Below are 20793 nucleotides of genomic sequence, written 5' to 3'. Positions count from 1 at the left end.
CCTCCCGGCGCCCACCCAGGCCCACACCGCCAGGCCCAGTCCCACCAGAATCGCGGTGTATAGCAGATAGGCGGCACGCTGGATGGTGCGGTCTGGTGGCGGGCAGCGGGCCTGGGTGCCGCCTATCTGCTATACACCGCGATTCTGGTGGGACTGGGCCTGGCGGTGTCGGCCTGGCTGGCCGACGGCAGGAGCGCGTTGTTCGTGCTGGTGGGCCTGTGGCTGGCCTTTGTCTTCGTGATCCCGGGCATTGGCGCGGCGGTTGCGCGGCATGCCGTGCCGCTGCCGTCGGCGCAAGCGTTCTGGGCGGCGATCCAGCGCGACTTCACGGAGGGATTGCCGGGCGACGGCAACCTGGCGGCCCGCACCGAACGCCATGACGCGGCGCTGCTGTCGCGCTATGGCGTCACGCGCCTCGAGGACCTGCCCGTGGGCGCGGCGCCGCTGCGGCGGCTGGAGCGCGACGCCTACGCCGACCGGGTCCATGCACTGCATTTCGATGCGCTGTGGCAGCGCTATGCGGCGCAGGAGAACGTCATGCGCGCCGCCGCGCTGCTGAGCCCCACGCTGGCGATCCGCAACTTCGCCATGAAGATGGCGGGAACGGATCTCTCGCACCAGCGCGACTACGAGGCCGCCGCGGAGCGCTATCGGCGCAGCGTCAACACGGCCATCGATGAATGGGATGCCAGCCACACGCGCGGCATGACTTCGTTCGATGCCAGGTACGCAGGCGCTGCGCTTTGGCGCGCAATCCGGCCCTTTGCCTACACCATGCCGCCGGCGCTGTTCGCGCTGCGGGCAGCGTTGCCGGAGATCGCGATCATGTTCTGGTGGTGCGGGCTGGCCGTGGCCGGCCTGTTCTTCTCTCTTCGCAGGATACAGCCATGAACCCCATAAGACAGACCAGGCAGGCGCTTGCCGCGCAATGCCGCCGCTTCTGCGCGGCGGGCAGTGCCCGTTGGGCGCTGCTGCTGTTTGCTGCCGCCCTGTGCGCGTGCGCGCTGGCATCGGGTCTCAGTGCGCGCGCATGGCATGAGAAGCTGCAGCAGCTGGAAGCAAACGGGCAGGCGGCGTTGCGCCTTGCCCAGGCCAAGGCATCGCCGGCATCGCCGGAGCAGGCCGCCATGGCGGCATTCCGGTTCGCCAGGTCGGAAGCCCCGGTGGCGCAGCTGCCGCCAGGTGGCGGGTTGGCGCTGGCGAGCAGCGTGCTGGACCTGCTGCCGCCGTCGGTTCGCGTCACTGTCGAGAGCCGCCACACCGACGCGCGCAACGAGGAGCGGCTGGCCAACCCGCTGTTGCAGCGCTATGGCACCTTCGACCTGGCGACGGCGATCGCGCTGCTGGCGCCGCTCATGCTGGTGTGCCTGTGCGCAGGCATGGTCCAGGGCGAGCGCGAACATGGCACGTGGCGGATGTTGATGGCTCAGGGTGCGGCCGGCGGGCGTGTGCTGTTCGCCGCCATCGCGGTTCGGGCGGGCGCCGTCTGGCTGATTGCAGTGCTCGCTTCCACGCTGGCATTCGTGCTGGACCCCGCAGCAACGCTGTCGGCGTATCTCGCATGGCTGTTCTGCGTGACGGCGTTCATCGCGTTCTGGAGTGCGGCCAGCGGTGCGCTCAACCTGCTGCCCGGTTCCGGCGCCACGGCGGTGCTGGCCGGGCTTGGCCTGTGGGTCATCGCCACCTTCGGCACGCCTGCGATGGTCGCGGCGCTGGCGGATCGCACGATGCCGATGCCGTCACGGCTGGCGGCAATCGTCCAGATCCGCGCGGCGCAGCAGAGCGCGGAAGCCAGGATGTCGGCCCTGGTGGACGAGTGGTATCAGGCTAATCCGCAGTGGGCCCCGGCCACGGCACGACAGCACGCATGGCCGGTCAGCTTCATGCCGCGCTACCTCGAGCAGGCAGCGCATATCCGGCCGGTCGTGTCCGCGTTCGACCAGGCGCGCGCGCTGCGTTTCGAGCAGGCGGAACGATGGGGCTGGTTGTCGCCGCCACTGTCGCTGCTGCTTGCTGCCGACCGGCTGGCAGGCAGTGACGCGCCGCGGTACGCCAGCTTCATGGCACGGGTAGACCGCTTCGAAGCGCAGTGGCGCGCGTACTTCGTCCCGCGCATCATGGGCTATCGTGGCGTGTCGACGGACGAGTATCGGAATGCGCCGCGGTTCGAGTGGATTGAAGGGGAGCGCGGGAAGGTGGGGATTGGCGGGCTGCAGCAATTTGGGCTGGCAGCGGCAATGCTAGGCTTGCTCGTGGTGTTCCGGGCGCGGTTGGCGCGCCCTTGAACGCCGCGCTCAGTCCACCTGCGCGCCCGATGCCTTCACGATGCGGGCCCACTTGTCCATGTCGGACGCCAGCATCTTGCTGAACTGCTGCGGCGTGCCCGTCATCACTTCGGCGCCCTGTGCCGCCAGCTTGTCGCGCAGGGTCTTGTCCGCCAGGATCTCCTGCATGGCCTGGCCGAGCTTTTGGGTCACGTCCTTCGGCGTATTCTTGACCGCGAACAGGCCGACCCAGAGGTCGCCGCTATACCCGGGCACGGTTTCGTTGATCGCGGGAATGTCCGGCGCGAACGGCGAGCGCTTGGCGGAGCTGACGCCGAGCGCGCGCACCTTGCCCGCCTTGATATGGGCCAGCACCGATGGCAGGCTGGCGAAGGCCAGCGGCACCTGGTTGCCCAGCACATCGTTCAGCGCCGGCGCGACGCCCTTGTAGGGCACATGTTCGAGCTTGATGCCGGCCATGCTGTTGAGCATCTCGCCCAGCAGGTGGTTCAGCGTGCCATTGCCGGCGGAGGCATAGCGGTAGTAGTCCGGCCTGGCCTTGGCCATCGCGATCAATTCGGGCAGCGACTTGGCGGGGAAGGCGGGATTGGCCACCAGCACGTTCGGCACGCTTGCCACCGGGGCGATCGGCTCGAAATCCTTGACCGGGTCGAACGGGATGCTGCGGTACAGCGACGGGTTGATGGCCTGCGTGCTGCTGATGGTCATCAGCAGCGTGTAGCCGTCCGGCGTGGCGCGGGCCGCTGCCTGGGTGCCGATATTGCCGCCGGCGCCCGGGCGGTTTTCCACCACCACCTGCTGGCCGAGCCGTTGCGACAGGGTCGCGGCGACCAGTCGCGCGACGATGTCGTTGGTGCCGCCCGGTGCCTGCGGCACGATCATCTGGATGGGCTTGGACGGATAGGGGGCGGCGGCGAGGGCCCTGGCGCTGAACAGCGGCAGGCATGCGGCCAGGGCAGCGGCGGCTGCCAGGGCGCGGCGGGTGCGTTGCATGGTGTCTCCTGGAATTGCGGGGCCGTGAATGCCGGCCCAGGCTGGTGGCAACTCTAGCCGACTGCCGCGCCGGCGTGAAATTCAATCGCCGACTACGGGCATAAGTTTTATTGATCGGCCGCAGGCGGCGAAATGAGCGGCTTGAGCGACCCGCCCGCCGCAATGCGCTCGGCCACCAGCTCACGCAGCACCTCCGCCACGGCCTCGGCCGCGCTGGTGCGCGGCAGCGCGCGTGGCCAGCACAGCGACAGCGTGCGGCGCAGTTCCGGCACGATCAGGTGCCGCGGCACTTCGCTGTCCGCGTCGGACAGCGACGACGCGGGCAGGATGGTGCAGGCCAGGCCCTCGCGCGCGGTCGCCAGCAGGAAGGGCAGCGAATCCAGGTCGGCCACCACGTTCAGCGACACGCCGGCCTGCGCGAAGGCAAGCTCGACCACTTCACGCAGGCCCTGCGAGCCGCTTGGCAGCACGAGTGGCAGCTCGCCCAGTGCCTTGATCGCGACCGTAGCGCCTTCCGCACCGGCCAGCGCCCGAGGCTTCGCTTGCGCCTTTGCGCGCCCGCGCGTCACGGGAAGCGTCCCGACCAGGTATAGCGATTCGCTTGCCAGCCGCTCCAGTTCCACCGCGCGCGACGGCACATCGCGGAACAGGATGGCGAAGTCCAGCCGGTTGTGGTCCAGCAGCTCCGAGATATATCCGCTCATGCTCTCGAACAGCTGCAGCCGGATTTGCGGATAGCGGGCGCGCACCGCGCGGATCAGCGGCATGCCGAATGCCGCTGCCGCCGTGGTGGGCAGGCCGATGGCAACCATGCCGGTAACATCCGTGCCGGCCACCCGGGCCTCGGCGCCGGCGATCTCCACCTGCCGCAGGATATTGCGGGCGTGGCGATAGAGTGTGCGGCCGGCTTCGGTGGGTTTGACGCCCTTGGCGCCGCGATGGACCAGCGGCACGCCCAGCTCTTTTTCCAGCGCCGCCAGCTGCTGGCTGAGTGCGGGCTGCGCCACGCAGACCACTTCGGCTGCCCGCGTCAGGCTGCCCTGGTCGACAATGGCGATGAAATAGCGCATGGCGCGCAGGTCCATGGCAGGCTCCGGGAGAATTCCAAAGTATTCATTTTACTTATGATCCCCTCGGCAATCGGTATTTCCCAGGTGCGGCCCGGTCCGGTAGATTGCCGTCAGGACATTGCGCAAAACCGGATACCACCATGCCCCATCCCCTCGAAGGCATCACCGTCGTTTCCCTGGAGCAGGCGATCGCGGCCCCGTTCTGCACCCGCCAGCTGGCGGACCTGGGCGCGCGCATCATCAAGATCGAGCGGCCTGGCAGCGGCGACTTTGCCCGCGCCTACGACACGCGCGTGCGCGGCTTGTCTTCGCACTTCGTCTGGACCAACCGCTCCAAGGAGAGCCTCACGCTCGACGTCAAGCACGCCGCGGCCGCCCCCGTGCTGGCCGGACTGCTCGAACGCGCGGACGTGCTGGTGCAGAACCTCGCGCCCGGCGCGGCCGCGCGCCTGGGCCTGGACTTCGACAGCCTGAGCGAAAAGTACCCGCGCCTGATCGTGTGCGATATCTCGGGCTATGGCAGCGACGGCCCGTACCGCGACAAGAAGGCCTACGACCTGCTGGTCCAGAGCGAGTCCGGCTTTGTCTCCGTGACCGGCACGCCGGACGACGGCGTCAAGGCAGGTGCCTCGGTGGCCGATATTGCGGCCGGCATGTACGCCTATACCAATATCCTGGCCGCGCTGCTGGAACGCGGCAAGACCGGGCGCGGCAAGCGCATCGATATCTCGATGCTGGAATCGATGGTGGAGTGGATGGGCTTCCCGCTCTACTACGCCTTCGATGGCGCCGAGCCGCCGCCGCGCGCGGGCGCGGCACATGCCACCATCTATCCCTATGGCCCGTTTCCGACCGGCGATGGCAAGACCGTGATGCTTGGACTGCAGAACGAGCGCGAGTGGGTCGTGTTCTGCGAGGCGGTGCTGGGCGAACCCGATCTCGCCACGCATCCCGACTTTGCCAGCAACAGCCTGCGCAACCAGAACCGCGCCGCGCTGCGCGCGCGCATCGTCGACAGCTTCTCGGGCCTGACCGCCACCGAAGTGGTCGACCGGCTGGAGGCCGCCAGGATTGCCAATGCGCGGGTCAATACCATCGCTGACGTTTGGGACCACCCGCAGCTGGCGGCGCGCCAGCGCTGGCGCCAGGTCGACACGCCGGTGGGTCCGGTGCCGGCGTTGCTGCCGCCGGGCATGACCGAGGCACGCATGGACCCGATTCCGTCGCTCGGCGCGAGCACCGATGCCATCCTGGCCGAACTGGGCCAGACCGCGGCGCAGATTGCCGCGTTGCGCTCGGCCGGCGCAGTCTGAAAGGAGCAGCCATGCCGATCGCCAATCCTCGCAGCTACCTGTTTGTCCCGGCCTCGCGCCCGGAGCGCATTGCCAAGGCGATCGGCTCCGGCGCCGATGCCGTCATTGTCGATTTCGAGGATGCGGTCGCGCCCGCCGACAAGGGGCAGGCCCGCGACGGGCTTGGCGCCCCGTGGGCGGCGCTGGGCCAGCAGGCAGCGGCAGCCGGCGTCGCCATGCTGGTGCGCATCAACGGCGCCGATACCGCGTACTACGAAGACGACCTCGCCTGGTGCCGCGCACAGGGTGTCTCGGAAATCGTGCTGCCGAAGGCCGACCCGGCCGGCGCTCAAGCACTGGCTGCGGCATTGCCCGGTGTGCGCTGTTTCCCGCTGGTCGAGAACGCCGCCGGCTTCGCCGGCTTACGCGAGCTGGCCCGTGCTGGCGGCGTGGTCCGGCTGCTGTTCGGCAGCATCGACCTGATGTTCGATCTCGACGTGCAGGACGACGGTGAGGCGTTGCACTACTTTCGCAGCCGGCTGGTGCTTCATTCCCGCGCGGCGGGTTTGCCCGCGCCCGTGGATGGCGTTTGCACCGCAATCGGCGATGACGCCGCACTTGCCGCGGAAACGCGCCGCGCCCGGGCCTTCGGCTTTGGCGCCAAGCTGCTGATCCACCCGGGCCAGGTCTGCGGCGTGCACGACGGCCTGGCGCCGTCGGCCGATGAACGGCACTGGGCCGGGCGCGTCATGGCCGCGGCTGCCGCTGCCGATGGCGCCGCGGTGGCGGTGGACGGCAAGATGGTGGACCGCCCGGTGCTGGAGCGCGCGCGCCGGATCTTGTCCGGTGGGTAGTCTGCCACAGTCAGTCCAGCCGCTTGCCCGCCGTCTCCGGCGCCATCGCCAGCCCGACCAGCGAAATCAGGCCGCAGCCGATCACATATAGCGCAGGGGCGCTGGCATTGCCGGTCAGTTCGATCAGCCAGGTGGCGATCAGCTGCGCGAAGCCGCCGAACACCAGCACGCCGATGCAATAGACCACCGACAGCCCGCTCGCGCGAATGCGGCGCGGGAACAGCTCGGTGATCAGCACCACGGACGGCACGACGTTCAGCACCAGCGGCAGGGCCAGCATCGCGACCACGGCCAGCAGCGTGCCGAGCGACGGCCGCGCGTTGAGCAGCAGGAAGGCGGGGTAGACCAGCACCAGCATCGCCACGCGCGACCACAGGATGGCGGGCTTGCGGCCGATGCGGTCGGACAGCCTGCCGGCATACGCAGACAGGGCCACCTGCACCAGTGCGGCGACGCAGCCGGCGGCCATGCTGAGCCCGAGCGGGATCTTCAGTACCGTCACCGCGTAGCTGGTCATGTAGTGCAGCACGATATAGGTGGCGGAGGTGCCGCCGATCGTCACCAGCACGCCGGCCACCACCACGCGGCCGTGCCCACGGAAGATTTCAGTCAGGCCTGCGCGTTCATGGCCCGGCGCGCCGGCGGCCGGCGCTTCGGCGGTTTCTTCCAGGTGGCGGCGGATATAGAGACCGAGCGGGATCACCAGGACGAGACCAGCCGGCTCGGCATCATCACGCGCCATAACGCGGTGCGCAGCCCCGCGGCGCAGTGCTTCACCGACTGCCTGCTGCAGGAAATCCGGCGCCGCGCGCGCTCGGCGGCGCAGAAGGACAGCGAGTTGTTCGACGAGCTGGAAGTCTTGTACTGAGCGCCCAGGGCTCGCGACTGCCCGGAAAAGAAAATCGGCCCCATGTGGGGCCGATGTGTCTGGGTGCGACCGGATCAGGCAGCTTCTTTCAGTTCCGCCAGCGCGCGCCGGCCCGCGACCAGTTGCTGCGCCACTTCGGCCACGCGGGCACCCAGGTGCTCGGCGGTGCGCAGGTCGGCCAGCGGCGGCACCACGTCGGCGCTTTCATCGGCGTTGGACTGTGCGGCGGCGCCCAGGAAGAAGCCGTGGCGGTTCAGCGAGTCCTCGGTCGACTTGGAGTTGTTGTGGCCCGGGGGCAGGCCCAGGTTGACCCAGTGCATGCCGTGCTGTGCCGCGAAGATCGCGATCTGCTGCAGCGTGGCCAGCTTGTCGCCGGAGCGCGAAGCCGCGTTGGTGAAGCCGGCTGCGACCTTGTTGGCCCACTTGCCGCCCTTGGCAAAGACATTGCGCGAGGTGGCGTCCATAAAGCCCTTGAACTGTGCCGAGGCGCTGCCCATGTAGGTCGGCGCGCCGAATATGATGGCGTCCACCTGTTCCAGCGTGTCCCAGTGCTGGTCGATGTCCTCGACCGGGATCAGCAGGCTTTCAGTGCCTGCGACATTGCCGGCGCCGCGCGCAACGGCCTGGGCCTGCTTGGCGGTGTGGCCGTAGCCGCTGTGGTAGACGATGGCGACGCGGGTTTGTGCGGTGGTCATGATGGTGGATCCCCTTGGTAGTAGCGAAAATCTGAATACCCTTATGCTGCATCGCGTGATGGACTGGTGCGGTTGCGGCGGGTGGTGAAAGCAGTGTAGGGAGCCGTGGGGCGGACTGCGTGAGCGTCCATGCAATCAGTTGTTGAATTTTTCTGAACAACCGGAATCCGGTGCCGGCTCCATCTCCTCCGCGGGTTTTCCCCGCGGCCAAGCGCGTGGCAATAGTGCTGTGGACACGATAAAGTTGCGACACATTCACCTGTGCCCGGCGCCTCCATCCTCCGCGCCAGAACCCGCAACCGCTTCCGATCCCCATGAAACTAGGCGGCAGGCAGATTTTGGCGGTCCGGCAGCAGCGCCGTTCCGGTATCCCCCGCATCCCGTTCGCGAACCGCTCCGCGCTGGCGTTCGCCGCGCTGGTCCTGGCCAGCGCCGGCGCGCGTGCCGCCGACCCGCCCGGCACGGCAGTGGCCGCCGCCACTGCCGAAACGCTGCCCGACGTGGTGGTCAGCGCCACCCGCAGCGAGCAGCGCCGCTTTGACGCGCCGGCGGCGGTGGACAGCGTGCCGGTCGATCCGCTGCGCAGCGCCACGCCGCTGGTGAACCTGTCCGAGGTGCTGGCCGGCGTGCCGGGCGTGGCGGTGCGCGACCGGCAGAACTACTCGCAGGACCTGCAACTGGCGGTGCGTGGCTTTGGCACGCGCTCCACCTTCGGCGTGCGCGGCGTGCGCCTGTATGTCGACGGCATCCCGGCCACCATGCCGGACGGGCAGGGCCAGGCTTCCACTGCCGACCTTGCCAACGCCAGCCGCGTCGAGGTGCTGCGCGGCCCGTTTGCGCAGATGTATGGCAATGCGTCGGGCGGCGTGGTGCAGGTGTTCACGCCCGATCCGCCCAAGGACGGCTTCAGCGGGCGCGCGTCGACGGGCTTCGGCTCCGATGGCCAGTGGCAGGCGGGCATCGCGCTGGCCGGCGGCAACGACCGGCTCGGCGGCTCGCTCGACGCCTGGACCTACCAGACCGACGGCTACCGCGACCACAGCGCGGCGCGCCGCTACCAGCTCAATGCCAAGGTAGTGGCGCAGCCGGCGAGCGGCACGCGCGTGACCGGCCAGTTCAACTATTTCAACCAGCCGCTGGCGCAGGACCCGCTGGGGCTCACGCGCGCGCAGGCTGATGCCAATCCGCGCCAGGCGGTGTCCGCGGCGACCCAGTTCGATACCGGCAAGAACGTCGAGCAGACCCAGGCCGGCGTGGTGGTGGACCACCAGCTGACCGGGACCGACAGCGTGTCGGCACGCCTGTACGGCGGCACGCGCAACCTGTACCAGCGGCTGGGCTTCAGCGGAGCCGCGCCGAATTCGGCCGGCGGCATCGTCGACCTGGACCGCACCTACGGCGGCGCCGCGCTGTCATGGAGCCGGCGCACCGCCACCGCCGCCGGCCTGCCGCTGCTGTGGAGCGCCGGGCTCGAAGCCAACGGCATGCGCGATGGCCGCAACGGCTACGTCAACCAGAACGGCACGCAGGGCGCGCTGCGCCGCGACGAGACCAATACCGCGACCGACCTCGGCGCGTTTGCACAGTTCGACTGGACCTTCCACCCGGCCTGGCAACTGGTGGGCGGCGTGCGCGCCAGCCGGGTGCGGCTTGGCATTGACGACCACTTCATCAATGCGGCCAGCCCCGATGACAGTGGCAACGCAACCTACGGCAACGTCAGCCCCGTGCTTGGCGTGGTGTGGCACGCGCTCGATTCGCTCAACGTCTACGCCAACCTCGGCCGCGGCTTCGAGACCCCGACGCTGACCGAAGTTGCCTACGGACCCGGCGGCGTAGGCAGCAACCTGGGGCTGCAGGCCTCCACCAGCCGCCAGGGCGAGATCGGCATCAAGTGGCTGGCGGCGGGGCAGCGGCTGGAGGCGGCGCTGTTCGATGCCGACAGCCACGACGAGGTGGTGCCCCAATCGAACAATGCCGGGCGCACCGTCTACCAGAATGTCAGCGGCGTGCACCGGCGCGGCTTCGAACTGGGCTGGCGCGGCGGCTTTCTCGGTGAGGTGGGCACGCCGGGCAAGGGCGGCGGCAGCCGTATCGAGGCAGGACTGGCCTATACCTGGCTCGATGCTTACTTCGGCGACAGCTTCGTCAACGCGCAGGGCCAGACTGTGGCGGCCGGCAAGCGCCTGCCCGGCACCGCGCGCCACAGCCTGGGCGCGGACTTGTCATGGCGGCCGGCTGCGCCGCTGACGCTGGGGGCAGAGATGCGCGTGGACAGCCGCGTCTACGCCAATGATCTCAACACGCAGGCCGCGCCAGGCTATGCGGTGTTCAACCTGCGCGCCGGCTATGAATTCCGCATCGGCCCGACCCGGCTCTATGTCTTCGGCCGCATCGACAACCTCACCGACCGGCGCTATATCGGCTCGGTGATCGTCAACGAGGCCAACGGGCGGTATTTCGAACCCGCGCCGGGGCGGCGCTTCTTCCTGGGGCTGCGCGCTGCCCTTTGAGGCGCGCCGGATAGCGGTCAGCCTGCGGATCAGGACTCTATGCCGTCAGGCTGGCAAAGCTGTCCTGTATCCCTCAGAGCGGGCTAATGCCACTGGTTCCGGCACACCGTTGGTGTGCTCCCCCCTATGCTCTCACCACCATCGACAACTCGCTCGCCAGCGACGCCCAGTACGACGCAGGCGCGCTGGTGGCACACACTGACCGCGTAACCTCCATTGCAAGAAATCGTCATGGCATCGCGGGAGACTCACGCGCGCCGGCCTGTCCGCTCATACCAGCCAACGAAAATCCCGCCTGAAAACTCAGATTTTTTTTTAATTCTGATTTAAATAGATCGCATTCATTTATAGGAAACGTCCGATATCCGGCTGGACTCCACTTCCATATAAAAGGCGTATTGATGCGCATCAAGTGCGGGCGCAGCGATCGCCCCGCAAAATAGCTAGCCATTGGCTGCCTGTGGCAGTCACCAATCCATTCTCACGGAGCGTGTTTGCATGGGCACCCGGATGGCTTGTCGGAGTGGTTCTTCCGCGACCACGCCAAGAACGTGGTCAAGCATGTGCACACCGATGGCGCGGTCGATCGCTATGCCTACGACGAGCGCGGCAATCTGGTCGAACACATCCGCCCCGACGACAGCGTGGTGCACTACGCCTGGGATGATAAGGACCAGCTCATCAAGATCCGCGACGCCGAGGGCGGGCTGTGGCTGCGCGATTACGATATCAAGGGCAACCTGACCGAGGAAATCGATCCGCTCGGGCACAAGACAGCATACGCCTACAACAAGTCGGGCTTGCCGGTGGAGATCACCGATGCCAAGGGCGGCAAGAAGCAGCTCGCCTTCACCGCCACCGGACAGCTGGCCAGCTACACCGACTGCTCGGGCAAGACCAGCGCCTGGAAGTACGGCGAGCGCGGGGAACTGGTCAGGTTCACCGATGCGGCGGGCAATGCCACCCAGTACCACTACGAGGCCGGGCAGCTCGCCAGCGTTACCCATCCCGACCAGCGGGTGGAGCGCTTCGAGCGCGACGCCGAGGGGCGGCTGCTGGTGCACACCGATGCGCTGCACCGCCGCACCGCCTGGCGCTATAACGAGGTCGGTCTGATTGCCGAGCGCACCGACGCCGCCGGCCAGACGCTCGGCTACCGGTGGGACCGGCTGGGACGGCTGGCCACGCTCACCAACGAGAACAGCGCCAGCACCGAATTCCAGTACGACCCGGTGGGGCGCCTGCTGCGCGAGAGCGGTTTCGACGGCAAGACGACCGAGTACAACTACGACCCGGCAAGCGGCTTGCTGGATTGGACGGTGGACTCGGGCCAACTGATGACGGATTTCGTCTTTGACGCCATGGGTCGCCTCACGCGCCGCCGTGCGGGGCTGATTGACGCCGACAACCGGGTGCCGCATGTACTGACGGAAACCTTCGCCTATAACGGCAACGGGCGCCTGATCCTGGCCGAAAACGCCGACAGCCGCCTGCAATGGTTCCACGATGCAGCGGGCAATGTGGTACGCGAGCACCAGCACTACCGCTGCCTGAAGGAGCCGCTGGTGGCCGTGTGGCGGCACGAATACGACGCGCTGAACCAGCGCATCGCCACCGTTCGCCCGGACGGGCACCGCGTGGGCGTGCTTACCTACGGCTCGGGCCATGTGCACGGCGTGATGCTGGACGACCGGGAGTTGGTGCAGTTCGAGCGCGACAACCTGCACCGGGAGATTGCCCGCACGCAGGGCAACCGGCTGGCGCAGTCGCAGGTGTACGACCCCGCGGGACGCCTCCTGGAGCAGACGCTTTCACACGTCGAGGGCGCCCATGCGGGCCAGCGCATGCTGCGCCGCGAGTACCAATACGATGCGGCGGGGCAACTGTCCAGCATCCGCGACCTGCGGCGCGGCACGCTGCAATACCGCTACGATCCGGTGGGGCGCCTGCTGGAGGCCAACAGCGCGCTCGGGGTGGAAACCTTTGACTTCGACCCGGCGGGCAATCTGCTGCACGACCCCGACACGCGCGTATTCAAAGCCGACCCGGCCCGTGGCCGGCCCGAGTTCCACAGCCGCCTGCAAGGCCGCCCGAAGCTGGTGGACAACCTGCTCAAGCAGTACGCCGGTACCCACTACGAGTGGGACGAGCGCGGCAACCTGAGTTTGCGCGTGGTCAACGGTGTCCATGAGCGCTTCGCCTGGGATGCCTTCAACCGGCTGGTGGGCTGGCACAATCCGAAGGTGGAGGTGCGTTACCGGTACGACGCACTTGGGCGGCGGCTGTCCAAGTCGTCATCGGCCAACTACTTCGAGAATCAGAATGACGGCGAAATCTACCGGCGCAACGAGCGGGCACGGCTGAACCAGGAATACGGCTGCGCCTTCACGCTGTATGGCTGGGACGGTGACCAACTTACGTGGGAGAGCCGCCAGGAACCCGAGGCCGGTGTCGGCGACCACTTCCGGATAATACCGGGTGCGGAGCGCACCACGCACTACCTGTACGAGCCGGGCAGTTTGGTGCCGCTGGCGCAGGCGGTGCGGCGCGAGGCCATCGACCTGCTGCCTGAACCCGCCTGGGAGGGCGACTACGACCTGGACGACGATCCGCTGTGGACCCGCGAGATTGCGCCGCAGCCGTTCGAGGCGCTGGCCTGGTATCAATGCGACCACCTGGGCACGCCGCAGGAACTGACCGACGAGGCGGGCGAGCTGGCGTGGAGCGCGCAGTACAAGGCATGGGGCGCCGCGCAGGAGGCAATCTCGAACGCCGCGAGGAAGGCCGGCATCCAGAATCCGCTGCGCTTCCAGGGGCAGTATTACGATCACGAGAATGGGCTGCACTACAACCGGCACCGGTATTATGATCCGGGAACCGGGCGCTTCGTCTCCAAAGACCCTATCGGGCTGGCTGGCGGGCTGAACCTGAATCAGTACGCGCCGAACCCGATAAGCTGGGTTGATCCGCTCGGGCTGGCATGCAGTCAGACGCGGCGCGCTAGTCTGAGAGAAGTTCGGCGACAGCTTGGCATTCCAATGTCTCAGCAACCAACAAGTCAGAAAATGGTTCCATTAACTGACTCAAGCGGTGCTTGGATCCTCGGCAACGACAAGCACCCGATCATGACCAGAGAGTTGACCTATCAGTTGAATGGGAAGAATGTGATTATTCAAGACCACTCGGCAGGGCACTACTACAATGAAGGAGGTGTTGGCGACCAGCCGTCGCACCATAATGTACGCCCCGAAGACAATACTCGGACGGGCAAAGTCGATGGTATGGACGATCATTACCATTTCAATTGCCGGAATAAGAAATGAAGACAACTGCGAGGTTAATGAATCCCAAAGCCATGATTTCCATATATGGTGAGTTTCCGTCACTTAGTGGATCTGAACTTTCTGACGTCCATGTCAAGCGCGATGAGCCGCGGCTATCGGTCAAGCTTATAACTGAAGAGAAGCCAAAATCTTGCCCTGACCGATGGCCCAAGAACTATGACGTGGTTCATATTAAGCTATCATTTGTCGGCTTGAGCTGCTTGTCCTTCAGCCACTGGGGGCATGAGAACATCATCGACAAGTTCGAATGGGAGGATATGGAAGAATCAGTATCTGTGCGGTTTGTATGCAAAAATCAAACTACGTTGGCATTCTCATGTGATTGGATTCGCATCGAGAGCATTACTTACGGGCATGTTGGCAGTCCGTGAAAGACATACGAAGGGGCCGCAAGCTGACGCCGCGCCCTCGAATCAGTAACGTGTCGAACCCGGTAGGCCCTGTGGAATTGAGTCACGGCAATCAGCCTGCCCCCGACCAACGGGCTATCAGAACCACAATGTTATCCATGATCGATGGACGGCATATCCGATACATTAGTGGGGCGACAAAATGATTTGCCACAAGGTGTGGATAGGATGAAATTGTTGAAGCAAGGATTAACAGGTCGCTGAAATACCTCCAGCGGACGTCAGCGTGACAACTGGCTGAAGCGTTGATTTGAGGACCCCATCCAACCCCACATTCATGCGCGGCGGAGACACCTTCACCGAAAGTTTGTTCACCATGCGGCGTCTGGATGATTTCGTGCCGAAGTCGCACCCGCTGCGCTCGATCCGAACCATGGCCAACCAGGCGCTGGTGAAGATGGACCGTTGTTCGCGCAGATGTACGAGGCCGACATCAAGGGTGGCCGGCCTAGCATCGCGCCGGAGAAGTTGCTGCGCGCCATGCTGCTGCAGGTGCTCTACAGCATCCGCTCCGAACGTCAATTGATGGAGCAGACGCAGTACAACCTGCTGTTTCGCTGGTTCGTCGGGCTATAGATGGACGCCCCAGTTTGCGTGCCAACGGTCTTCACCAAGAACCGCGAACGGCTGACTAAGCATGATGCTGTGATCGAGTTCTTCAACGAGGTGCTGGCTATCGCGCAGAAGAAGAACTGGCTGTCGGGGGAGCACTTCAGCGTCGACGGCACGCTGATTCAGGCGTGGGCAGGCCACAAGAGCTTTGTGCGCAAGGACGGCGGTGACAAGGACGATAACGACGGCGGTAACTTCAAGGGTCGCAAGCGCAGCAACGACACGCACGAGTCCAAGACCGATCCCGATGCCAGGCTGTACCGCAAGGGCAAGACTGCGAGTGAACTGCGCTACATGGGCTATACCCTGAGCGACAACCGCCACGGCCTGGTGGTGAACGCCATGGTGACCAATGCGGACGGACACGCCGAGCGCGAGGCCCGCGAAGGTCATGCATCAACGATGCCAGGCAGGTGACTGAAGATCTGAATGTGGAAGTCACCGTGGGCGCGGATAAAGGCTACGACGCGCAGGAGTTCATTCAAGCCTGCCTGGAGATGAAGGTGACGCCGCATGTGGCGCAAAACACCTCGGGTCGGCGCTCGGCGGTTCCTGATGCCATTGCCCGCAGCGAGGGATATGCCATCTCGCAGCAAAAGCGCAAGCTGATCGAGCAAGGCTTCGGCTGGGTCAAGACGGTCGGGCGCATGCGCCAGGTGATGGTGCGCGGACTGAAGCGAGGCGACTAGATGTTCGTGCTGAGCATGGCCGCCTACACCTCGTGCGCATGCGTTCGCTGGGAAAAATCCGTCCGCAGTTGCAGTAAGCGGGCCAAGAATGCCGGAAACGGGCGCCCAACAGCCGAAAAAAACGATTCAGGGGCGCATAGCTTCCGGATTGTGAAATCAAGCAGTGCTTACCTGCACAGGCGGAAAGCATTCCGTTTGTGCGGCAGTACTTCAGCAGCCTGCTAGTCTGCTATTACCTTGAGCGTAGCGCCGACAGCGGGTCACTGCTGGCGTTGGCCTATTGCGGGCTTCTTCCTGAACCTGTTTAACCTGGTTCCGCTTTCACCCTTCGATGGCGGGGGGCGGGCTGTGGCAATGACAGCACCAGCCCGTTACTGTTACGGTCACTGCGGCGGCGCGCAAGCCACCGAGGTAAAATCGCCCCGGCCGCACAATCCGGCGAGGCGCCGGGTGCCCTGCGATCTGTAGCCAGACTCCAGCAATTCCCAGTCAACCGCGCCAGCTAGAGGCATTGGTTTGCGAGGGGAAGCAAACCGCCAGCAGGCCAGTTTTCTCAGCGATCAGAGGGCACTAGCTCCTGACCAGCAACACCGGGCAGTGCGCATGGGCAAGCACTCGCCTGGCGACCGAGCCGATGATGGCATCCAGGAAGCCGCCGCGGCCGTGCGAGCCCATCACGATCAGGCTGGCGCCGATGCTGCTCGCATACTCGACGATGCGGGCTGGTGCGAAGCCGACGAAGCCGTGGCACTCGCAAGCGATACCGGCCTCGCTCAGGATGCTCGCCACGGACTGCATCGCCTTGTCGTTCTGTTCGCGATGCCAGGCATCCAGAGTTGACCGGTCGATGAAGGTCTTGATGTCGCCAGCCACATCCGGTTCGCAGTGCACCACGTGCACCACGAAATCGCGGCTGAACAGGGGATTCTGTACCAGGTAGCGGGCGGCCGCGTCGCTATAGGCCGACCCGTCGGTCGCAAGCAGGATCTTGTTCATGGAATCGCTCCTTATGTGCGCCGGTTCCCTGCCCTGCGCTCGCGCGGGGCGCAGTGGCCGCCCAGTTCGTCCCCGGCGTGCGCAAGCGTGCGCCTGGCCCTGGCCCGGCTGACCAGGACGGACACGAACAACGTCATGGCGACGGCGCCGAGAGACCAGTGCACCGGCACATGGAACCACGGCTCGGCCAGCATCTTGGCGCCGATAAAGGCCAGCACGATGGCCAGGCCGTACTTCAGATAATGGAAATGCTGCGCCAGGTTGGCCAGCAGGAAATACAGCGCCCGCAGCCCCATGATGGCGAAGATGTTCGAGGTGAAGACGATGAACGGGTCGGTGGTGACGGCGAAGATGGCCGGAATGCTGTCGACGGCAAACACCAGGTCGGTCGCCTCGACCAGCAGCACCACCAGGAACATCGGTGTCGCATGGCGCAGGCCGTCGACGCGCACGAAGAAGTGCTCGCCGTGATAGTCCGCGGTGATCCGCATATGCGCACACAGGAAGCGAACGATGGGATTGCGCGAGAGATCGGGGGCACGCCTGGAGACGAACAGCATCTTGATGCCGGTGAACAGCAGGAACACGCCGAACACGTAGAGGATCCACGAGAATTCGCTGATCAGCCACACGCCGAGCAGGATCATGACGGCGCGCATCACGATCGCGCCGACCACGCCGAACAGCAGCACCCTGCGCTGCAACTCCGGCGGCACCGCGAAATAGCCGAAGATCATCGCGAACACGAACATATTGTCGACCGACAGCGACAGCTCGATCAGGTAGCCGGTATAGAACTCCAGCACCTTGCGGTCTGCGGTCTCGCGTCCGGCGCTTCCGGCCAGCAGCCACCACAGGGCGATGCCGAAGAGCACGGCCAGCGTCGACCAGGCCAGGGTCCAGCCCAGCGCCTCGCGCGTTGAAACGCGGTGCGCGTGCCGGCCGCCAAGGACGAACACGTCCACCACCAGCGTCCCCAGCACCAGGACCAGGAAGCCGGCCCACATCGGGGCGGTGGCAAAGGTATCCATGCCGCTAGGGTCCTGCTCCGTCGGCAGATGTCATGGCAAGTTCCTCGCGGCGCGGGGCACTAGGCCCGCCTCGCATCCCGGTGCGTCGTGCGCCGCGCATCCGGTTCGCCGCAGTAATGGAGGATCTCGGCGCGGGCGGTGTTGCGCAGGCGCATGGCGGCGGGCCAGTCTGCGCCGTCCGGCCAGAGCGGGCTGCCGATGACCACGCCGATTGGCCCGCGGCGCGGCAGCCACTGGCCGTCGCGCAGCACCGAGCGGGTGCCGCGGATGGCGACCGGCACCACAGGCGCGCCGGCCCGCGCGGCCGCCAGGAAAGCGCCCGAGCGGAAGGCCTGCAGCCCCGGCGCACGGCCGAAGGTGCCTTCGGGGAAGAACAGCGCCGAATGCCCGGCGCGCACCGCGGCCACCACGCGCTCCACATCCTCGTGCTCGCGCACGTTATCGAAGCGGTCGATGAAGTCCGCGCCGATGCTGGCCAGGTAGGTGCCGGGAATGCGCTGGCGCTGCAGCTCGCGCTTGGCGACCATGCATACCGGCGTGGGCAGCGCGGCCACCAGCACGATGCCGTCCAGGTAGCTGGCGTGGTTCGAGACCAGGATGCAGGGCCGGTTGCGCGGCAGGTGCTCAAGCCCTTGCACGAACCAGGGCACCGCGCCCAGCCTGAGAAACAGCCGGGCGGCGTGGTGGCTGAGCGTCCAGCCCAGTGCCGGCCGGTGCAGCGCAACCGATGCCAGCCAGGTCGCCGGCGCCAGCGTTGCGAACAGGAGCCAGGTGTAGAGCGCGTAGGACAGGCTCGCGGCGGTCTGCCGGCCGCGCCGCAGTTCCGGCCGCAGCGCGCGCCAGCCAAAGCGCGCGATCTGCAGCCAGGGCGCTTCCACGCCGCGGCCGGGGCGTCCGTGCTCGAAGCGCTCGCGGCAGGCGGCGCGCCGGATCTTGCCGCTCGATGTCTTCAGGATGCTGTGCGGCGGCACCAGCGCGATATGGTCGGGCGGCATGCCCAGCACGTCGAGGGCGGTCTTCAGCGCCTGCCGGTGCAGCGCGCGGCGCGCCTGCACATCCTTCTCTGCGGTTTCCGCCATCACCACGATGCGTTCCGTGCCGCTATCCGGATCGGGACTGCCGAACACGGCCACGCAGCCCTTGCGTATGCCGGGGATGGCGCCGACCGCCTGCTCCAGTTCATAGGGATAGATATTGCGGCCGCCGCGAACGATGGTTTCCTTGGCGCGCCCAGTGATATAGACCTCATCGGCGGCGATATAGGCATAGTCGCCGGTGTTCAGCCAGCCGCGGTCGAACAGCTGGCGGGTCTGCACGGGATTGCGGAAATAGCCGCTGGTGGCTGAAGGGCCGCGGAACTGCAGCAGGCCTTCATGCCGCTCGCCCAGTTCGCGTCCTGTGGCGTCGACGATGCGGACTTCGTGGCCGGACAGCGGCCGGCCGCAGGACGGGAATTCCAGTGTCTCGCGCTCGCCAGTGGGCCCGTGTTCGCCCGCGGGCACGGCCACGGCAGTACGCGTGAATTTGTCGCGGTCGATGCGGTCGGCCGCCAGCCCTCGGCCAAGCGGCGGAAAGGTCAGGCCCAGCGAGGCCTCCGCCAGCCCGTACACCGGCGCGGCAGCCTGCGGGCGCAGGCCGTAGCGGGCAAAGCGCTCCATGAAGACGCGCATGGTCTGCAGGCTCACCGGCTCCGCGCCATTGAAGACGAAGCGCCAGCTGGACAGGTCCAGCCCGGCCAGGTCGGCATTGGCGAGCTTGCGCAGGCACAGTTCGAAGGCGAAGTTGGGCCCGCCCGAGAGCGTGCCGCGGTACTTGTGGATCGCCCAGAGCCAGCGCTCGGGCCGCGCCAGGAAGGCAAGCGGTGACATCACCACCAGCGGGTAGGCGTAGTACAGGCTGCCCAGCCAGGCGCCGATCAGGCCCATGTCGTGATAGAGCGGCAGCCAGCTGACAAAGACGTCCTGCGAGCCGACGGCCAGGGTCTTGCCCATGGCGCGCAGGTTGGCCAGCAGGTTGGCATGGCTGAGCACGACCCCCTTGGGCGAGCCGGTGCTGCCTGAGGTGTATTGCAGCAGGGCGATGTCGTGCGCGCGCAGCATCGGATGGACCGGGGCGCCGCCGCCGTCCGCCAGCTCCTGCGGCGTGAGCACGCTATGCAGCGTTCCCGTGCTGGCCTTGAGCAGGGCCGCCAGCGGCCGCGCCTGTGCCACCGTGATCAGGACCGGCGCCTGCGCGTTGGCCAGGATGCCGGCGTGGCGCTGCAGGTGGTCGCCGATCTGCGCCAGCCGCGCCGGCGGGTAGAGCGGCACCGGAATCCCGCCCGCCAGCAGCACGCCGCAGAAGCTGTAGAAGTATTCGGGGCTGGTGGGCAGCATGATGGCCACGGCCGTGCCCGCGCTCACGCCGCGGGACACCAGCCCGGCCGCGATGGCCGCAGCGCCGCGGTGCAGCTGGGCAAAGCTGATCTGCGTGTCTGCGCCGTCGCCGTCCTGCAGGATGATGTGGGTGCGCTCCGGGTGGCTGCGCAAGTGCCAGCGCAGCACGTCCGGCAAGGTGGCGGCACTGTCGGGCGCCTGTGCCGCCGGGGCAGGGCGGGCCTGGCGCAGGTGCGTGCCGCTCGCTCCGGGCGGCAGGTCCTGGGCGGCGAGCAAGGCGCGCAGCAGCGCGCGCGGGGTGTCGGCCTGGGCCAGCACCTGCTCCGGCAGGCTGACGCCGAAGCGGTGTTCAAGGCGGGTCAGCAGCTCGGCGCGCGTGAGGCTGTCGAAGCCCAGGTCGCCTTCGAGCGTGCTGTCCAGCGCGACCGTCACTTCGGACTCTGCCGGCGGGCGCATGGCCGAAGACATCTCCCGCACGATGCCGAGCAGGGCATCTTCGTAGTTCTGCCTCGGGGGAGAATCCGCTTTCATGCGCGTACGGCCTCTGTCCACGCGACACCGCGGCCGCCGCCGAGTGCTGGCTGGCACGGCGGCCCTTGTCGATGACGCCTGGACTGACACCCTAAAGATAGGCTGCGTGCGGAAATTGTCGAGGCAGGTGCCGAACCGGGCACAGGCGGGCAAGCCCCGACTGCACGCCGATCCGGCAGCATCGTGCACATGACAATGAAATCCGCGCCCGCGTACGGGTTGCCTCTCTATGCTG

Annotated in this window: 15 protein-coding genes and 2 pseudogenes; 10 read left to right on the top strand and 7 right to left on the bottom strand. The window is 66.7% G+C overall.

What is annotated here, in order from left to right; all coding sequences use genetic code 11:
* The first annotated feature begins 147 nt into the window (after nucleotides 1-147).
* Together AC3WRR_RS05515 and AC3WRR_RS05510 are read left to right on the top strand one after the other, a co-directional pair.
* Nucleotides 148-891, top strand: coding sequence for a DUF3526 domain-containing protein (locus tag AC3WRR_RS05515; protein WP_492292341.1), 744 nt, complete (start codon nucleotides 148-150; stop codon nucleotides 889-891).
* On the top strand, nucleotides 888-2285 hold the full coding sequence (locus AC3WRR_RS05510) for an ABC transporter permease (RefSeq protein WP_454749941.1): 1398 nt from the start codon (nucleotides 888-890) through the stop codon (nucleotides 2283-2285). Before AC3WRR_RS05515 ends, AC3WRR_RS05510 begins: the two co-directional genes overlap by 4 nt.
* A 9-nt stretch (nucleotides 2286-2294) precedes the next feature.
* On the opposite strand, the gene AC3WRR_RS05505 is transcribed toward AC3WRR_RS05510, so the two are convergent.
* Nucleotides 2295-3278 (bottom strand): Bug family tripartite tricarboxylate transporter substrate binding protein, encoded by a 984-nt coding sequence (locus tag AC3WRR_RS05505; protein ID WP_011617655.1) that lies wholly within the window; start codon nucleotides 3276-3278, stop codon nucleotides 2295-2297.
* Between the two features lie 107 nt (nucleotides 3279-3385).
* A complete protein-coding gene (locus AC3WRR_RS05500) occupies nucleotides 3386-4363 on the bottom strand; it encodes a LysR substrate-binding domain-containing protein (RefSeq protein WP_010811022.1) in 978 nt (325 codons plus the stop codon).
* A 125-nt stretch (nucleotides 4364-4488) separates the two neighbouring features.
* Here AC3WRR_RS05500 and AC3WRR_RS05495 point away from each other — a divergent pair, with 125 nt between their 5' ends.
* Complete coding sequence (locus AC3WRR_RS05495) at nucleotides 4489-5661, top strand: CaiB/BaiF CoA transferase family protein (RefSeq protein ID WP_492296388.1); 1173 nt, start codon at nucleotides 4489-4491, stop codon at nucleotides 5659-5661.
* 11 nt (nucleotides 5662-5672) lie between these two features.
* The gene (locus AC3WRR_RS05490) at nucleotides 5673-6494 is read left to right on the top strand and encodes an HpcH/HpaI aldolase/citrate lyase family protein (RefSeq protein ID WP_492296386.1); all 822 of its coding nucleotides are present in this window, start codon (nucleotides 5673-5675) and stop codon (nucleotides 6492-6494) included.
* A gap of 10 nt (nucleotides 6495-6504) precedes the next feature.
* Here AC3WRR_RS05490 and AC3WRR_RS05485 read toward each other — a convergent pair whose 3' ends face one another.
* Nucleotides 6505-7197 carry an MFS transporter gene (locus AC3WRR_RS05485; protein ID WP_081225831.1) on the bottom strand — a complete coding sequence of 231 codons (693 nt, stop codon included), beginning with the start codon at nucleotides 7195-7197 and terminating at the stop codon, nucleotides 6505-6507.
* Here AC3WRR_RS05485 and AC3WRR_RS05480 point away from each other — a divergent pair.
* Nucleotides 7165-7362, top strand: a complete 198-nt coding sequence (locus AC3WRR_RS05480; protein ID WP_081050138.1) for a hypothetical protein — start codon at nucleotides 7165-7167, stop codon at nucleotides 7360-7362. The genes AC3WRR_RS05485 and AC3WRR_RS05480 overlap by 33 nt on opposite strands.
* Before the next feature lie 74 nt (nucleotides 7363-7436).
* On the opposite strand, the gene AC3WRR_RS05475 is transcribed toward AC3WRR_RS05480, so the two are convergent.
* Nucleotides 7437-8057, bottom strand: a complete 621-nt coding sequence (locus tag AC3WRR_RS05475; RefSeq protein WP_010811027.1) for a flavodoxin family protein — start codon at nucleotides 8055-8057, stop codon at nucleotides 7437-7439.
* A gap of 314 nt (nucleotides 8058-8371) precedes the next feature.
* Between AC3WRR_RS05475 and AC3WRR_RS05470 the strand changes: the two genes are divergently transcribed.
* The 5 genes and pseudogenes from AC3WRR_RS05470 to AC3WRR_RS05450 form a co-directional block, all read left to right on the top strand.
* Nucleotides 8372-10570, top strand: a complete 2199-nt coding sequence (locus AC3WRR_RS05470) for a TonB-dependent receptor family protein (protein ID WP_492296384.1) — start codon at nucleotides 8372-8374, stop codon at nucleotides 10568-10570.
* 515 nt (nucleotides 10571-11085) lie between these two features.
* Entirely contained in the window at nucleotides 11086-13893 is a 2808-nt protein-coding gene (locus AC3WRR_RS05465; RefSeq protein ID WP_492296382.1) for an RHS repeat-associated core domain-containing protein, read from the top strand.
* On the top strand, nucleotides 13890-14285 hold the full coding sequence (locus AC3WRR_RS05460; protein ID WP_136227881.1) for an immunity 50 family protein: 396 nt from the start codon (nucleotides 13890-13892) through the stop codon (nucleotides 14283-14285). Before AC3WRR_RS05465 ends, AC3WRR_RS05460 begins: the two co-directional genes overlap by 4 nt.
* A gap of 316 nt (nucleotides 14286-14601) precedes the next feature.
* Nucleotides 14602-15702, top strand: a pseudogene (locus AC3WRR_RS05455) (IS5 family transposase).
* 144 nt (nucleotides 15703-15846) lie between these two features.
* Nucleotides 15847-15991: pseudogene (locus AC3WRR_RS05450) on the top strand (site-2 protease family protein); the annotation flags it as partial.
* A gap of 204 nt (nucleotides 15992-16195) precedes the next feature.
* On the opposite strand, the gene AC3WRR_RS05445 reads toward AC3WRR_RS05450, so the two are convergent.
* The 3 genes from AC3WRR_RS05445 to AC3WRR_RS05435 are packed head-to-tail and all read right to left on the bottom strand — an operon-like array spanning nucleotide 16196 to nucleotide 20558.
* Nucleotides 16196-16621 (bottom strand): universal stress protein, encoded by a 426-nt coding sequence (locus tag AC3WRR_RS05445; RefSeq protein WP_058696584.1) that lies wholly within the window; start codon nucleotides 16619-16621, stop codon nucleotides 16196-16198.
* Between the two features lie 11 nt (nucleotides 16622-16632).
* Nucleotides 16633-17652 (bottom strand): TerC family protein, encoded by a 1020-nt coding sequence (locus AC3WRR_RS05440; protein ID WP_011617644.1) that lies wholly within the window; start codon nucleotides 17650-17652, stop codon nucleotides 16633-16635.
* 59 nt (nucleotides 17653-17711) lie between these two features.
* Nucleotides 17712-20558: an AMP-binding protein gene (locus AC3WRR_RS05435; protein WP_010811036.1), complete on the bottom strand. Its 2847-nt coding sequence runs from the start codon at nucleotides 20556-20558 to the stop codon at nucleotides 17712-17714.
* Nucleotides 20559-20793: the final 235 nt, after the last annotated feature.

Source organism: Cupriavidus sp. FW305-3-2-15-C-LB2, assembly GCF_058787575.1.
Note: the sequence above shows the minus strand (reverse complement) of the source record. Positions and strands in the feature narration are given on the sequence as shown.